Origin of the sequence: Metamycoplasma canadense, assembly GCF_000828855.1 — a bacterium.
Classification (GTDB): domain Bacteria; phylum Bacillota_I; class Bacilli_A; order Mycoplasmatales; family Metamycoplasmataceae; genus Metamycoplasma; species Metamycoplasma canadense.
On the sequence record NZ_AP014631.1, the window covers coordinates 453,080 to 470,067 of the forward strand.

The following is a 16,988-nucleotide window of genomic DNA, read 5'->3' on the forward strand; positions in this document are numbered from 1 at the left end:
ATTATAGTTTATTTTTTTATTTAATTAAAAACCAATTTTATAAAAAAGAAACTAGTGCTATTGAAAGCACTAGCTATTTTAATTAATAAAATAATTACATTTTGTATTTACGAGCTGTTTCAAAAGTTTGTAGAACTAAGTTATTTAGTTCTTGAGCTTCTTGAACGTCAGCAATTACACATGGGCAGTAGTGTTCTGCTTGGCATGAGCAGTATTCACCTTTTAGAATTTTTTCATATTTAGCTTTTTTGTATAAAGCAATTTTCTTTTCTAATGGAGTTAAACCAAACATGATTACAAGGTAAACAACAAATAAACCTGAAGTAGAACCATAAGCGATTAAGTCTGATGTTAATCCTTCTTTTCCCTTAGCATCAGCTTTAGCGTATTGAGCCAATGTTAATCCTAGAGATACAAATGGATCTAACATCTTGAATAATAATGTTAGCATAACCATTATAATTGCTGTATATCCTGCTCAAACTGTGTGTTTGTTACGTTGAACAGCTATAAAGTTTTTCTTTCTATTTTCTAGTGTACCAACGATTGCCATAGCAATAAATACAAATGCATAAACAGCCATTCAGTCAGCCATTAAGTCTGAGAATGATAATAGTCTACCGATGTGGTATCCATAAATATTATCATTATCAACATCTCATCTATCGATGTATGCATAAGCACCGATTATTGTGAATAATAACATGTATGGTAGTGATAAGAATAGACAGAATAAAGCACCAACGATTGGGGTGTTTGATTGTTTCATGTATCTATATGCTTTAGCAGGAACGTAGATTTCACCTTCCTTAATTAAGTCTTCTACAAAACGGGTAGCTCACATTGTGAAACCGTTTAGAACACCAATAACACCTAAAGCAATAAATGTATTTAATAAACCAAATGATCATCCATGACCTTTTTCTTTTAATAAATCACCAAAGTCATAGAAACCACCTGATTTAGCTCCTAATGACATAGCTGCAGCAATTAAGATGTAAATAAATGTGATTGAGAATAAACCAATAACTAAAGCAGCAGGAGTTTTTTCAGGGTTTTTCATTTCTGATTGAATACCAGCTGAAACATAAAATCCATCAAAAGCAAAGAAAATACCTGCTAATGATCCAAAAATACCTAAAACTGGTGTTAATTTCAAGAATGAGTTTGTGCTCTTATTAAATAATGTTTCTTTTGTTATAGGTTGTCAAATTGGTGATGATGCATCACTAGCATCTAATCTTTGTTTAAAGAAGATAAAACCAATAATAACAATAGCAACTAATGGAATAAACTTAACTGAGGTAATAATTAAGTTTTGAATGTTTCCAGCACGTCCACTTAAACCAGCTGAAAAAATCATTCATAATGTTAATGCTAAACCAATAGCAAAGTAAATTCATGGAGCAGATGTGGTTTCTCCAAAGTTTGTATTTCCACCGAAACCAGCAACTGCATCTTGGAATTGTACAATTACATAGTAAGGCATAAAGAAGTATGTAAATGGTAGATATAGATAAGTCATAAAGAACTTATTAGCTTTATAAATAGCTAAAGTATTGAAAGCTTTTGATCAACCAATCATACCTAAGTTGTCGTTACGTCCTGATGTTACTTCAACTAAAGCAAGAGCTAAAGTAACTATAGCAAAACCAGCTATTAATCAGGTTGCAAGTGCTAAAGCTATATTTCCAGCTGAATATTCTAGAACTGATTTAGATCTTAGAAAAATACCAACACCAACTGTAGCACCGATAACAACTAAAATAGCTGCAAAGAAAGAAATTTTCTTCTTTGTGCTTGAAGTAACAACCATTTGTTCTTCGGCCATATTTTTTCCTTTCATGATAAATAAAATTCGAATTTTAGTTACATCAACATTATGTCCCACAAAAGATGTAACCGTTAATATTATACTATGGTCTGTCATTATGTTAAAATATAACATAATAATTCATAAAAAAATGTAACAGAATTTTGTAAGGGGTGTATATTGAAAAAAATTATTTTTGTAATTGATATGTTAAATGGCTTTTGTAAAATTGGAAATTTATCCAGTATGTATATTGATAAATTAGTACCTAAAATAAGAAATTTTTTATTAAATAATAAAAATGAAGAAATTATTTTTATGAATGATTGGCATTCAATAAATGATATTGAGCTTAAGACTTATTGCCAACATTGTTTAAAAAATACTGATGAAGTTGAAATTGTTGATGATTTAAAAGAATTTGCAAAAAATATTGTGTATAAAAATACGACAAACTCTTTTTGAGCCTTTGAAAATAAAAATTTTTTTGATAATTATGATAATTTTGAAATCATAGGATGTTGCACAGATATATGTGTTTTACAATTTGCATTAACATTGAAAACATATTTTAATTCAAAAAATCAAGATAAAAACATTATTGTTTATAGCAATTTAGTTGATACATTTCAAACAAAAAATCATAATAGAAAAAAATTTCATAAATTTGCTTTGAAATTAATGGAAAATTCTGGAATTATAATTAAATAAAAAAGATCACATCATGCGATCTTTTGAACATTATAAAAATGATATGGCGGGCAATAAGGGATTCGAACCCTTGCGAGCTTTTAAACTCCTAACAATTTTCGAGACTGTCCCCTTCAGCCAACTTGGGTAATTGCCCGTTTTAATAAAATAATTATATAATATGTTATAAAGTTTGTTAAGTTTTTAAAAATTATTAAGGTCTATGAAAAATAAAGATATAGCGTTTTTTATTTACTATAAACAATAGCGCTATATCTTTTATTATTATTTTAATTGTTTTAATTTTTTATTATAATTTTGCGAATTTATGAAATTGATATTAATTTTTTATTTCTTTTAACAAATAAATAATCAAAAGCATTTAACCATCTTTATATATTTAAAATTTACATGCTATTTCATGTTTTGATACCTCTAAATCGTTGTATTTTAAATACCCTTTATTGTTAATTAAAATTGTTTATTTTTTTGAATAAACAGTAAATGTTTAAATTTAATCCTTTTGTTTGCCATTATTTAAATATTTTTCAGTTTTGTAATTAAAAGTAAATTTTGATTTCTTATATTTTTGTGCTCAAATTAATGTTTCATTACTATTATTTAAATAAATATTAGGTGTAGGATTTGACTTTTGCCAAATAATATCGTTAATAAAACAAAAAGCTAACTGTCTTAAAATATTTCCAATTTAATAAACTGATTGCATTCCACAATTACTCAAATTGTTCCATTTTTTTAAAAAACTATTTGTACTTCTTATAATAAATTTTTTGTCCACTTTTTATATTAATCTAATGATAAAAAAATATCCCATTCATCATTACATCCTAAAAAACTTCTTACCACAACATAGGAAAATTTGATAGTTTTTAATTTTTACTGAAGAAATTTCTTGATTATAATATTTTTTATTTTTAGTTAATAAATCATCAACAAATTACATAATAACTTTATTTTTTTGTTTTACTGTAGTTAATTTATTAATAAAATTTAAAAACTGATCACTCTTTTTTTGTACTATCATGGTTATTTCTTGTTTTTATTTTAATAAGGTATAAAAAAATATTATCTTCAAAAAAACAAATCAATTTTTAATTTTTTATTCTTAATATTTTAAATAAATATAAAAAGTTATATTCTAATATTGTTAATTTTTTGTGTATATTTAGTACTACTTTTTACCAAATTCAAAAAAAAAAAAAAAGAGGATAATTGATAAGAAATTAAGTCAAAAATTAATTTTAGTTATTAAGAAACTATGAAAGGTAAATTAGTATATAAATGAGAAAACTAAAGAAATTTTTATTAACTTTTGGTTTTTTAGCTCCTTTAACCACATTGCCAATAATATCAGCGGCTTGTGATAATAAAAAAGAAGAAACTCCAAAAGAAAATGAAGAATTAAACAATCCTCAAAAACCTACAATTTCTGAACAAAAAACTGAAGAAGCTAAAAAATTATACGAAGGTGTTCAAAGTGATGCAAATAGCTTTTCAGAAAATGATTTAAAAGATCAAAAATATTCTGAAATTAAAAAAACTTTTGATGAAGAAGTTGCTAAAGCTAAAAAATTATTAGAAGAAGCTCAAACAGAAGAAAATTATAAAAAAGCAAAAGAAATTATTGAAGCTGCTAAAACTGAAGCAGAAAAAGCAGTTGAAGAAACTAAAAACAAAGAAAAAACAGCTGAAGCTAAAAAATTATACGAAGGTGTTCAAAGTGATGCAAATAGCTTTTCAGAAAATGATTTAAATGATCCAAAATATTCTGAAATTAAGAAAACTTTTGATGAAGAAGTTGCTAAAGCTAAAAAATTATTAGAAGAAGCTCAAACAGAAGAAAATTATAAAAAAGCAAAAGAAATTATTGAAGCTGCTAAAACTAAAGCACAAAAAGCAGTTGAAGAAGCTAAAAAGCAAGAAAAACCTGAAGAAAAATCTGAAGAAAAATCTGAAGAAAAAACTGAAGAAAAAACCAAAGAACCAACCTCTCCTGCTTCTACACCGGCACCTACCACTCCAAAACAAGATGATGGTAAAAAAGATGAAAAAGACACAAAACAACAAACATCTTCAACAGAAGCAGGATCAAAAGATCAAGCACAACAAGTAACACCTTCAGCATCTGATGGGCAACAAACTCCTTCTGATACTTCTCCTGCACCTGTTAATCCTAAAAAAGAAAATGATCGTTGACATGTAATAAAAAACATTGATAAAACATTAATAAATAAAATACATTCAAAAACGAAGAAGATTATTGCTAACGAAGAAATATTTGAACCAAATCTTGGAGATGACAAAAACGACGGAATGTTCAATGATAGTGAACAAGTTAAAATAAATATTATACAATCCGGTATACAACCCGAAGATAAAAACGTTGTTATTGTATTTACTATTTCTAAAAATGATTATAAATTAATTGAAAAATTACAATTTATAGGTGAATATAGTGATAAAGATAATCATATTAAAAAATTAAATTTTACAACCCGAAAATTTAAATATCCGAGTTCTAACGAAAACGGTGAAATGTTGAAATATTTTATCACTAGTGTAGAAAAAATAAATGACTCACAAAATTTTAAACTAACAAAATTATATTTGGTAGGTCACGAAGACCATAACTTTATAAAGTAAGTTATGCAATTAAAAATATAAGCATTTTAAACATAAAAAAAAGTTAACTTTTTATAATGAACCCCAAATCTTTTCTAATTTACTTGGTCCAACTTTTAGGCTTCATTATATATGTTATAAACTTTTCAATTTTTTAAAAATTATTAAAGTCTATAAAAATTAAAGATATAGCGTTTCTTATTTACTACAAACAATAACGCTATATCTTTTATTATTATTTTAATTGTTTTAATTTTTCACGATAATTTTCGCGAATTTCTGAAATTGAAATTAATTTTTTGTTTCTTTTAACAAAGAAATAATCAAAAGCATTTAATCTTCTTTCTATATTTAAAATTTTACCTGCTATTTCATGCATTGATGCTTCTAAATCATTGTATCTTAAATGTCCCTTATTATTAATTAAAATTGCTTCTTTTCCATTTTTGTGATAAAAGATTTCATTAATATGCAAATAATTTTCTTTTATCATTTCAGCGATTGAAACTTTTAGTGGTTTTTTATCAAAAACCGCATTTTCAACATCACCAATTTCAATTTTAGTTTCATCTATTCTTTTTTGTCCGTATTTTATATATTCAGAATCAAGTTCTATCATTGTAAAATTTCTACCGGCTTTTTTAGCAACAACAGCAGTTGTCATAGTTCCGCCAAAAGGATCTAAAATTAAATCATCTTTTTTAGTAAATAAGGTAATAATTCTGTAAAGAAGAGCTTCTGGTTTTTGGGTTGTATGGAGTTTTTTGTTATCATTTGTTTTAATTCTTTCATTTCCTGAACAAACAGGAAATGTTCAAACTGAACCCATTTGCTTACCATTATTTAAATATTTTCCAGTTTTATAATTAAAAGTAAATTTTGATTTCTTAGATTTTTGTGCTCAAATTAATGTTTCATGACTATTATTTAATCTTGTTCCACTAAAATTAGGTGTCGGATTTGATTTTTGCCAAATAATATCATTAATAACTCAAAAACCCAACTCTCTTAAAATATTTCCAATTTCATAAACTGATTGCATTCCAGCAATTACACAAATTGTTCCATTTCTTTTTAAAACTCTTTGCACTTCTTTTAATCAATTTATAGTTCATTTTTTATATTCATCTAATGATAAAAATTTATCTCATTCATCATTGCATCCTAAAAATTCATTACCTTCTACTCTGAATAATTTTTTATTAGGATCTATTTGCATAAAATAAGGTGGATCTGCGAAACAAAAATCAAAACTTTCACTTGGAATATTTTTTAATACTTCTATACAATCGCCTTGTATTATCTTATTTTTAATTTCCATAAATCCTACCTTATTTATTTCGCATTTTTTTAGCTTCTTCCAAATTATTACCATTTTTAAAAAATTCTTCTCTTAACATTTTATAAATTTGATTATCTGAATTTAACTTTTTTCAAGCAGAGTTTTTAATCTTTAAAAGAGCATTTAATATTTGTTTACTATTCCCAAAATCAGGAATATTTACATCATTTTTGATGTTTTCTTCGTTATATTTCTTTAATAATAAAATTAATTCATTTCAAATTAATTTACCATTATTTACCATATTCAAAAATTCTTTACCATAGCATAGGAAAATTTGACAATTTTTAATTTTTACTGAAGAAATTTCTTGATTATAATATTTTTTATTTTTAGTTAATAAATCATCAACAAATCACATAACAGCTTTAATTTTTTTATTTAAGTATTTTTGTTTTACTGCAGTTAATTTATTAATAAAATTTAAAAATTGACCCCTCTTTTTTGCACTATCATGGTCATCTCTTACTTTCATTTCAATAAGGTATAAAAAATTATTATCTTCAAAAAACAAATCAATTTTTAATTTTTCATTATTTATATTTGAATTAATATTTTTATTTAAAATTTTATATCCTATTTTTTGAATATATTTTTCAACTAAATTTTCTAAAAAATCACCAAATTTTATTTCTCTACTTTGAGTTATATTTTGAATTAATTTTGTTTTAGGGTTTGATAATCTAAAAAATCCAATATATCTTTTTGGGTTTGCAATAATATTTTCTAAAAGGGATATATAAAAATTCTGCCCTTCTTCGATGTGACTTAATAATAAATCACAAAATTCTTTATATTCTATAATCATTTTACCATTCTAATTTTATAAAAAAAGTTTAAGTTTTTTAACTTAAACTATTATTTGTGATATTTAATATTTTTCTTAATTGCTAATCCTCTGTAAATCTGTTCGATTAACATTAATCGAAACATTTGGTGTGGGAAGGTCATTTTAGAAAAGCAAATTTTGTTATTAAATTTACTTTCATCAACGCCATTTGAACCCCCAACAATAAACGTTAGATTATCTTCTATAAAAAGATCAGAAAACTCTTCACTACTCATTTGTTTACCTTGTAAGGATAAATAAATCACTTTTGAATTTTTAGGTATTTTTGATAAAATTGCCTGTGTTTCTTTAGCGATTTTAATTTCAATATTTTCATTAACGATTTCTTTAATTTCAATTAAGTTTATTGTTGCTAAAAAACTTATTTTGTTAATGTAAGAATCATATATTTTTTTATTGTCTGAATTTAATGATCCAACAGCTATTAAATTAATTTTCATAATTTTTATTTTTTTCGGTTATTTAAATAAAACATTAGCATTTGAATATCTGCAGGATTAATTCCGCTTATTCGTGTTGCTTGACCAATTGTAGTTGGTCTTATTTTTTCTAGTTTTTGTCTTGCTTCGGTAGCAAGATTATCAACTAAACAATAATCAATGTCTTCAGGCAATTTTAAGTTTTCTAATCTAACCATTTTTTCAGCAGCAGTTTCTTGTTTTTTTAAGTAACCAAATAATCTAACTTGAATAGTTATTTCGTTTAAATAAGGGTAATTTTCTCCTAAAATGTCAATTGGATTTACTTCAGGATTAGATAATAATTTTAAATATGATTGCCCGTTAATAACATTGTATTTAATTCCTAGTTCGCTTTTTGAAGAAACATAAATATTTTTTAGTTCCTTGATTTTATTTTGAATTTCTTGATATTTGTTAACTACTTTTTGATATTCTTCTTCATTAATCATTTTATTTTCATACGCATATTTTGAAAGTCTTTCGTCAACATTATCATTCCTTAAAAGCAAACGATATTCTGCTCTACTTGTTAACATACGATATGGTTCAGTAGTTCCTTTTGTAACAATATCATCGATTAAAACACCTATATAAGCATCACTTCTTTTAATTTCTAATACTGGCATGTTTTCAATTTTATTAGCTGCATTTATTCCGGCAATCAAACCTTGTGCAGCAGCTTCTTCATAACCACTTGTTCCATTAGGTTGTCCGGCTGAAAAAAAGTTTTTAATAATTTTTGATTCTAATGATTTAAACAAATTTAATGGGTTAATTGCGTCGTATTCAATGGCATAACCATATTTTTGAATATGGCAATTTTCTAAACCTGGAACCGATCTAATCATTTGATCTTGTACGTCAATTGGCATTGATGTTGAAAGCCCATTAATATACATAATGTCACCCTTTGAGGTCTCAGGTTCAAAAAATACATGATGAGTTTCTTTATCTTGAAATCTAACGATTTTATCTTCAATACTTGGACAATATCTTGGCCCAACCCCAATAATAATTCCAGAATAAAGTGAACTTTTGTCTAAATTTTTTAATACTATTTCTTTTGTTTTTTTTGTTGTATGAGTTAAGAAACAAGATGTTTGTTTATCTAATTTAATATTACTTTTTGTTGAAAAACAAAGTTCTGTTTCATCAAGAACTTCTTTTTCAACTTTTGAAAAATCAATACTATCTGTATAAACACGACATGGTGTCCCAGTTTTTAATCTTTGAATTTCAAACCCATATTTTTCTAAATTCAAAGATAGAGTAGAACTTCTTTTTAATCCATCCGGTCCCTCATTTTTAATATCAGTTCCTCTTAAAATACGAGAATTCATATAAACTCCCGTTGTCATAATTGTTACTTTTGAATAAATATTATTATTTAAAAGTGTTTTAACTCCTAAACAAGTTTGATTTTGAATAATTAAATCAGAAACTTCATCTTCTATTAGAGTTATATTTTTATTTTTTTCAACTTCTTCAAAAATAATTTCAGAGTATTTATCTTTATCAATTTGAGCTCTCAAAGATCAAACAGCAGGACCCTTTGATGTATTTAACATTTTAATTTGGATCATCGATTTATCAGCAAAAATGCCCTGTACTCCGCCCAGGGCATCAATTTCACGGGTTATTATACCTTTTGCTGAACCACCTATTGAAGGATTGCAAGGTAGCATTGCTAATTTATTTTTGTTTAAGGTTATTAAGGCTACTTTTAAATTTCTTTTTGCAAGTGCAAATGTTGCTTCGATTCCGGCATGACCACCACCAATTACAATAGCATCATACTGGTTTTTTATCATTGTAAATTATTTAATTTCCTTTAATATTTTTTCAATTCTTGCAGCTTCTGGTTCTACAGTATCAATTAAAAATACTAATTCTGGAAGTTTTTTATATTTTCAACTTTTTGCTACGACAGAACGAATAAATGGTGTCATACTGGTTAATTTTTCAAAATATCTTTCTTTATCTTTAAATAAAGTAATGAATACTTTAGCGTGTGAACCATCATTTGATAAAATTACCTCATTTATTGCAATATTTGTAACATCAAAATCTTTTAATTCAAAAAAACTATTTCCTATTAATTCTAATAATAGTTGAGTTTTTCTTTCATGCATAATTGTGTTCATATTAAACTAATACATCCTCATAAAATTTTAATTCATCATCTACTTCTATTTTATCAAAATCTTTAATATGAGTACCAAAATCAAAGCCTTTTTCTACACTTTTAACATCATTTTTTTCACGTTTTAGTGAGTTAATTGTACCCTTAAAAATGCTTTTACCTTTTCTTAAAACCTCTACTTTACAAAATTCTTTTGCTTGACCTTCGATCATTTTACATCCGGCTATTGTACCTACTTTTGAGTAAAAGAATAATTGAATGACATTTGCTAAACCAATTTGTTTTTCTTCATAAACTGGTTCTTTTAATGTGTTCATAATAGCTTGCAATTCTTCAACAATTTTATAAATAATATTATGTGAAGTTACTTTAATTTTTTTTGCTTCAGCTAGTTTTTTAATTTCACTAGAAGCATTAATATTAAATAAATAAATTCTAGAATTTGATGCTTCAGCTAATAGTAAATCTGCTTTTGTTAATTCTCCCGCTGTAGCTCTTATAACATTTACTGAAATTTCATTTGTTTTTAATTTTAGTAAAGTTTGCTTGATTGCTTCAGCAGTTCCTTGAACGTCTGTTTTAATAATGATATTCAATGTTTTTTGACCATCTTGCATTGAAAAAGAATTTTTTTCGGATAATTCCTTTTGCTTATTAATGTATGATTTTTCCTCAGCTAGTTTTTTAGCAAATTTTTCATCACTAATTACTATAAATCTATCTCCAGATTGAGGATTTTTATTAAGTCCAGTAATAACACAAGGAGTGCCTGGTAAAACTTTTTGTAATGGTTTACCATCAACAGACATTAAACTTCTTATATTACCATATTGTCCACCAGCAACAATAAAATCACGTGGAAGCAAGGTTCCGTTTTCAACTATGATAGTTGAAACAATTCCTCTTCCTTTATCGATTTTAGATTCAATAATTGTTCCAAAAGGATCACGGTTTAAATTTGCTTTTAAATCTAACAAGTCTGCTTGAAGAAAAATAGCTTCTAATAAAAGATCAATATTTTGGTTTTGCATCGCTGAACCATAAATAAATTGATTTTGTCCGCCTCATTCTTCACAAATAATATCATGTTCACTTAATTGACTTTTAATTTTTTCAATATCAATATTAGGCTTATCGATTTTATTAACAAAAATAATAATTGGAACTCCAGCGGCTTTTGCATGATCTATAGCTTCAATGGTTTGTGGTTTTACACCATCATCCGCAGCAACAACAATAATAACAATATCAGTAATTTTAGCTCCTCTTGAACGCATTTCTGTAAATGCTTCATGTCCAGGCGTGTCTAAAAATGTAATTTTTCTATCATTATATTCAACCTGATAAGCCCCAGTATGTTGAGTAATTCCTCCAAATTCTGAAGCTAAAATATTACTTTTTCTAATTTGATCAATTAATGTTGTTTTACCGTGATCAACATGTCCCATAATAGTCACTATTGGAGGACGACTAAATAAATCATTAGGATCATTAATTATTTCTAATTTTTCAAATAAATTTTCAGCATCAACATTTTCTTCTTTTCTAAAATCAAGATCATAATTTAAGCAAAGTTCTGCGATTTCTTCTTCATTTAAAAAAGTATTAATAGTTTTCATTATTCCTTTTTTAAAAAAGTAAGTAAGAATCTTGGCTGCAGTTTGATTTATTTTAGAACTAAAATCTCCAACTGTTAAAGGACCACTAAAAATAAATACACCATCTTGAACTTTTGTTTCAACATTATTCATTTTTTCTTTAATATTTTCTACATTGGAAGTTCTTTTGTTGTTCTTTTGTTTAGCCATATTTCCACCTCATTTCTTAATTTTGTATGTATTTCTTGATTAATATTTTGTTTAAAAGCTTTATTTAACAAATGTTTTTTAAAAAAAGTATTAATTTGTTCCAAATTATTTAAGCAATAAGCACCTCTACCTTTAAGTTCTAAGTTTGGATCAAAATAAAAATTATTATCTACTTTTGCAAATCTAATTAATTGAGATATTGGATATATTTTTCCATCAACTACAGATTTGCGAGAATATTTTTTATCAATCTTCATTATCTAAGTCACTCAAGTCAAGATCCTCTAACCCAGCACTTAAATCATCATCTTTTTTAAAGTCTTTCATTTTGGTCGAAGTAATCTTTTCATAATCAGCTTCAATTTTTTCTTTGTCTTTAATTTCTTGTTTTCTAATATCTTCTGAATAAATGTCTGCGTCGTTATCTTCTTCATAATTTAATTCATTTTGAATTTCGTATAACGCTTTTTCTAAATCATCATCAATATTTGTTTCATAAAGTTGTTTTTCAAAAGTTCTTTCTGTTTGTTGTGCCTTTTGTCTTAATTCAGCTAAATCTTCATCGAATTCTGAAATATTAAATGAAGATTCAATAATTGGTTGGTATGATCTTTTTGTTGGTTTTTTAGTGAATGATTTAATTTCAAGTTTGTGACCTTCATATTTTAGTTTTGCATCTTCTTCACTTATATTTGCATTGTCAAATGTATATTGTATACCTTGTTTATCAGCTTGAGATTGACTAATTATATCAAGCCTTGTTTTTGTTAATTCAGAAGCTAAGCGAACATTTTGGCCTTTTTTTCCAATTGCTAAAGTGTGTTGAGCATTTGGGACAATAACTGTAAAACTTTTGAAGCTTTCAACTGAATCTTCTTTTTCAAAAATATCAATAACTCTTGAAGGACTTACAGCGTTCATAACAAATTTTTTCTTATCTTCATCATATAAAACAACATCAATTTTTTCATTTTTTAATTGTCTTGAAATAGCTTCGATTCTTTCCGAATTTCTACCAACTATTGTTCCGATTTCTTCTAATGATTCTGGAGCTAATTCGGTTTTTCTAATTGCAACTTTTGCTCTTTCGCCAGGAATTCTTACTACTTTAACAATTTCAATATACCCAGCAGCGACTTCAGGTATTTCTTTTTCAAATAATTTATTAATTAGTTTTGATACAACTGATGATACAAGTACTTGAGCATTTTTTGATTCAGGTTTAACTTCATCGATATAAACATCAATTAAATCTCCAGGTCTTAAATTTGATAAAAGTCTTTGATTAGTTGTTGATGGTGGCATATATGCAACAGTTCCATCATGAAACTCCATTAGTGTCCCACTTTTTGTCATGTTTGTGATTTTTGCTTTAGTAACAGTACCAATTAAGTTTATATACTTATTAAAAGTCATTTGCTTTTCTAATTCTCTAATTTGTTGATTAAAAATGCTTAGAATTTTTTGATAATCTTTTTTATGAAATTTTTCAAAATCAATTTCGTCTGAAATTAAGTCACCCTCTTCGAAATTTTCATTAATTTTTTTAGCATCATCAACTGTTATTTCAATGCATGGACAAAAATCATCTTTTTCTTCATCTGTTTTAGGTTCAGAAGTTACAATTTTGCTATGGTTAATAACTTTAAAAAACTTATTTTCTTTATCAATAATAAACTCTAATTCTGCATCGGGGTCATATTGACCAAGAATTACTTGTTCAACAGCTGACTTAAAAAGTTTAATGACTATATCTTCATCTAATCTTTTTATTTGTGATACATTGTAAATAGCATTAAAAATTTCTTTTGCTTTTAATTCAGAAACTCCACCTTTGAGGCTCATATTTACTCCTTTTTTGTTATTTATTAGAAAAAGGATCGGCATTAGCCAACCCTTTTTAATCTTAATTAAAAATAGTATAAATAAATTTTAATACATTTTATTTTTTTATTACCTAAAAAACTAAATTTGTATTTTTTTTATAAAATTTTAAAATTATCAAATAATTTTTCCTTGAATTTTTCGGTTTTCATAATCTATATCGATAATTTTAATATTTATATTTTCGCCTATTGAAACTAATTCACTTGGGTGATTAACGTATTGATTTTCTGATTTTTTCATATTTTTTATGTGAATTAAGACATTTTCTTTTAAACCAATATAGGCAAATAAGCCAAAATTCGTTATATTTTGAACTTGTCCTATAATTTCTTCACCAACTTTTATATCTTCAAGTTTAATAATTTTACTATTTACAATAAAACCAGGTTTATCTTCTCTAATGTCTTTACCTGGTGAAATAAGTGAATCAATAATTAAATCAACATCATATTTACTTAATGACAAATCATTACTTAGTTTTTCTTTATTAATTTCTTGAAGTTTTTTCTTATCTATATTGTAAATATCAATATCTAAAAACTTGACTATCTTGTTAGCTATTTGATATAAATCGGGATGAATGTTTGTTTGATCATAAAAATTTTCAGAATCATATATTCTTAAAAAACCAACAGATTGTTCATATGCTTTAGAACCTAAACCTTTTACTTTTTTTAATTCTAATCTAGATTTAAATAATCCATTTTCATTACGATAATCAACAATATTTTGGGCAATAGTTTTTGATAACCCGGACACATATTCTAAAATAAATTTAGTTGCAGTATTTAAATCAACGCCAACTTGATTAACAACCTTATCAACCTTAAAAGCTAATTTATTTGCTAGTTGTTTTTGATTGATATCATGTTGATATTGACCTACACCTAATGATTTTGGATCAATTTTTATTAACTCATTTAAAGGATCTTGAAATTTTCTTCCAATATTAATAGCAGATCTAAATTCTAATTCTAAATCAGGAAATTCTTCTTGAGCTATTTTCGAAGCTGAATAAACTGAAGCACCAACTTCACTCACAATAGCAAATTTTGTTTCTAAATTTAGATTTTTTTCTCTTCTTTTTGATAAAAATTTATCAATAAATTCTTCAGTTTCTCGACTTGCTGTACCATTACCAATCACAATTAAATCAACATTATATTTATTTAGTATTTCATGCATTTTTTTAACTGAATCAAGGAATTTTTCATTTGAATTTGTATGTGGATAAATAATAAATCCTTCTAAATAATTTCCATTTTTATCTAACATTGCACATTTGCAACCATTTGTGTATCCAGGATCAATTGATAAAATATTTTTATTTTTTGTAGCAGGTGAAAGTAATAAATCTTCTAAATTTTGAGCAAAAACTTCAATAGCTTCTTTTTCGGCTCTTTCAAATAAATCATTTTTAATTTCTCTTATTATTGAAGGAAATATCAAACGTTCTAGAGCATCTATTATTGCTTCATTTGTAATTTTTGCAGTTCTTTTATTTATAAAAAATTTGTTGTTTAAATAGTAAAATATTGGTTTTTTATTAAACTCTATGGTATAAGATAAAATCTTTTTTTCTTCTCCGCGCGATATAGCTAAAATTCGGTGATTAGGAATATTTTTAACCTTATCATTAAATTCATAATATTGTTTAAATGTTTGTTTTTCGTCTTCAATATTGCTTTTTTTCTTTGTTACTATCGTTCCAAAAGCTATTAATTGATTTTTAACAAATTCACGAACTGAAATATCTTGCGAAATATTTTGGGCGATAATAAATTTAGTTTGGTTTATAACTTCATCAGTTGTTTTTAAAGTATCGTCGTTAATAAATTTTTTAGCTTCTTTGTAGACATTAAAATTTTCGTCTTTGTTAGTCATTATTAAATCTGCTAAAACGCCCAATCCTAAAGCTAAAGCCTCAGTGGCTTTTGTTTTTTTACCAATTTTAAATGGTTCATAAATATTTTCAACTTCAGCTTTTGTTTGAGCTAAATCAATTTTTCTGTTAATTTCATTGTCTAAAAGTTTCTTTTCTTCAAGAATTTTTTTAATATATTCTTTTCTTTTTAAAAGTTCAGCATCGTATTCATACAATTCACCTATTTTTGCTACTTGTTCTTCATCTAATCCGCCAGTTACTTCTTTTTTATAACGTGATATAAATGGTATTGTTGCACCATCTTTTAATAAATTAAGAGTGTTTGTTACTTGTTGCTCGCTAATATTCATTTTTCTGGCAACATTTTTAATTGATAAATCCATTTTACTATTTCTCCATTTACCCAATAATCTTATATTTAGTATTTTAAATTATAAATTAAATATTTTTTCTTTAATTTTTCGCATTTTTTTTATTAAATGCTCTTTATAATTTATATTAATAAAATTATAAATAATATATGTTTTAAATAAGGATTTTTGTCAATGTTAAAAATAGGTTTAATAGCTGAATTTAATCCATTTCATAATGGGCACATTTTTTTACTTAATAAAATTAAAGAGAAATATCCTAATTCAAAAATAATTGTTGCACTTTCATCAAATTACACACAAAGAGGAGAAATAGCTTTAGTCCCATTTACAAAGCGTAAAAAAATATGTAAAAAATTCGGTGTAAATAAGGTTATTAAATTAGATTTTGAAACTTCAACTCAAGCTGCTCACATTTTTGCAAAAGGTTCAATAGAAAAATTAAAGAAATTAAAAATAGATTTGCTTTTTTTTGGTACAACTGACACAGATGATATTAATAAATATATAAATGCTACAAAAACAATCAGTAAAAATATTGATTTATATAATCAAAAAGTTAAGTATTTTTTAAAACAAGGTAGATCATTTATTTACTCATGTTATGAAGCATTGAAGGATTTTATTTCTGAAGAAAATATACCACAAGATATTTTAGGTTTTGAATATACAAAATACATTATTAATAATAATTTAAACATTAAATTAGATTGTATTAAAAGATCAATTGCTCATAGTAACACTGAAACTAATGGCGTTTATGCTTCGGGTACAAAATTGCGTTCAATGATTAAAGAAAATAAGGATATTTCTTTATTTTCTCCTCTTAAAATAAAGAAATTTAAAAAAATAGAAAACACATATTTAAAATTTAAAAAAATAGTGAAAAAAATGTCTACAACTAAACTTTCAAAAATAGCATTGATGTCTGAGGGGATGGAAAATTTATTTAAAAAAAATATTGAAGCTAAATCATACGATGAGTTTATACAGTTATGTACTTCAAAAAGATATACTTCTTCAAGAATAAAAAGAGTATATTTATATGTATTGAAAAAGAAATATAAAAAATAAGGTTTGCATTTTTTGCTTACC

General features: G+C 25.4%; 13 protein-coding genes and 1 tRNA gene. 3 read left to right on the top strand and 11 right to left on the bottom strand.

Going from position 1 to position 16,988, the window contains the following annotated elements; translation table 4 throughout:
* Positions 1–94: 94 nt before the first annotated feature.
* A complete protein-coding gene (locus MCAN360_RS01775) occupies positions 95–1,846 on the bottom strand; it encodes an APC family permease (RefSeq protein ID WP_231852587.1) in 1,752 nt (583 codons plus the stop codon).
* A gap of 147 nt (positions 1,847–1,993) precedes the next feature.
* Here MCAN360_RS01775 and MCAN360_RS01780 point away from each other — a divergent pair, with 147 nt between their 5' ends.
* Positions 1,994–2,524, top strand: a complete 531-nt coding sequence (locus MCAN360_RS01780; RefSeq protein WP_045433900.1) for a cysteine hydrolase family protein — start codon at positions 1,994–1,996, stop codon at positions 2,522–2,524.
* Positions 2,525–2,568: 44 nt separating this feature from the next.
* On the opposite strand, the gene MCAN360_RS01785 is transcribed toward MCAN360_RS01780, so the two are convergent.
* Positions 2,569–2,660, bottom strand: a tRNA-Ser gene (locus MCAN360_RS01785).
* Positions 2,661–3,805: 1,145 nt separating this feature from the next.
* On the opposite strand from MCAN360_RS01785, the gene MCAN360_RS05500 reads away from it, so the two are divergent.
* Complete coding sequence (locus MCAN360_RS05500; RefSeq protein ID WP_045433902.1) at positions 3,806–5,167, top strand: variable surface lipoprotein; 1,362 nt, start codon at positions 3,806–3,808, stop codon at positions 5,165–5,167.
* 214 nt (positions 5,168–5,381) lie between these two features.
* On the opposite strand, the gene MCAN360_RS05505 is transcribed toward MCAN360_RS05500, so the two are convergent.
* The 9 genes from MCAN360_RS05505 to MCAN360_RS01835 form a co-directional block, all read right to left on the bottom strand.
* Positions 5,382–6,467 (bottom strand): DNA-methyltransferase, encoded by a 1,086-nt coding sequence (locus MCAN360_RS05505; protein WP_045433905.1) that lies wholly within the window; start codon positions 6,465–6,467, stop codon positions 5,382–5,384.
* A gap of 10 nt (positions 6,468–6,477) precedes the next feature.
* Positions 6,478–7,296: an HpyAIV family type II restriction enzyme gene (locus tag MCAN360_RS01800; RefSeq protein ID WP_045433908.1), complete on the bottom strand. Its 819-nt coding sequence runs from the start codon at positions 7,294–7,296 to the stop codon at positions 6,478–6,480.
* 50 nt (positions 7,297–7,346) lie between these two features.
* Positions 7,347–7,778, bottom strand: a complete 432-nt coding sequence (locus MCAN360_RS01805) for a 23S rRNA (pseudouridine(1915)-N(3))-methyltransferase RlmH (RefSeq protein ID WP_045433910.1) — start codon at positions 7,776–7,778, stop codon at positions 7,347–7,349.
* A 5-nt stretch (positions 7,779–7,783) separates the two neighbouring features.
* Entirely contained in the window at positions 7,784–9,610 is a 1,827-nt protein-coding gene (mnmG, locus tag MCAN360_RS01810) for a tRNA uridine-5-carboxymethylaminomethyl(34) synthesis enzyme MnmG (RefSeq protein WP_173402250.1), read from the bottom strand.
* Between the two features lie 6 nt (positions 9,611–9,616).
* Complete coding sequence (gene rbfA, locus MCAN360_RS01815) at positions 9,617–9,943, bottom strand: 30S ribosome-binding factor RbfA (RefSeq protein ID WP_045433912.1); 327 nt, start codon at positions 9,941–9,943, stop codon at positions 9,617–9,619.
* A gap of 1 nt (position 9,944) precedes the next feature.
* Complete coding sequence (gene infB, locus MCAN360_RS01820; protein ID WP_045433914.1) at positions 9,945–11,750, bottom strand: translation initiation factor IF-2; 1,806 nt, start codon at positions 11,748–11,750, stop codon at positions 9,945–9,947.
* On the bottom strand, positions 11,711–12,007 hold the full coding sequence (locus MCAN360_RS01825; RefSeq protein WP_045433915.1) for a YlxR family protein: 297 nt from the start codon (positions 12,005–12,007) through the stop codon (positions 11,711–11,713). The genes infB and MCAN360_RS01825 overlap by 40 nt, the downstream gene beginning before the upstream one ends.
* Positions 11,994–13,595: a transcription termination factor NusA gene (gene nusA / locus MCAN360_RS01830; RefSeq protein ID WP_045433917.1), complete on the bottom strand. Its 1,602-nt coding sequence runs from the start codon at positions 13,593–13,595 to the stop codon at positions 11,994–11,996. Before nusA ends, MCAN360_RS01825 begins: the two co-directional genes overlap by 14 nt.
* Positions 13,596–13,748: 153 nt before the next feature.
* The gene (locus MCAN360_RS01835) at positions 13,749–15,905 is read right to left on the bottom strand and encodes a helix-hairpin-helix domain-containing protein (protein WP_045433920.1); all 2,157 of its coding nucleotides are present in this window, start codon (positions 15,903–15,905) and stop codon (positions 13,749–13,751) included.
* A 162-nt stretch (positions 15,906–16,067) separates the two neighbouring features.
* Between MCAN360_RS01835 and MCAN360_RS01840 the strand changes: the two genes are divergently transcribed.
* A complete protein-coding gene (locus MCAN360_RS01840; protein ID WP_173402251.1) occupies positions 16,068–16,967 on the top strand; it encodes a nucleotidyltransferase in 900 nt (299 codons plus the stop codon).
* Positions 16,968–16,988: the final 21 nt, after the last annotated feature.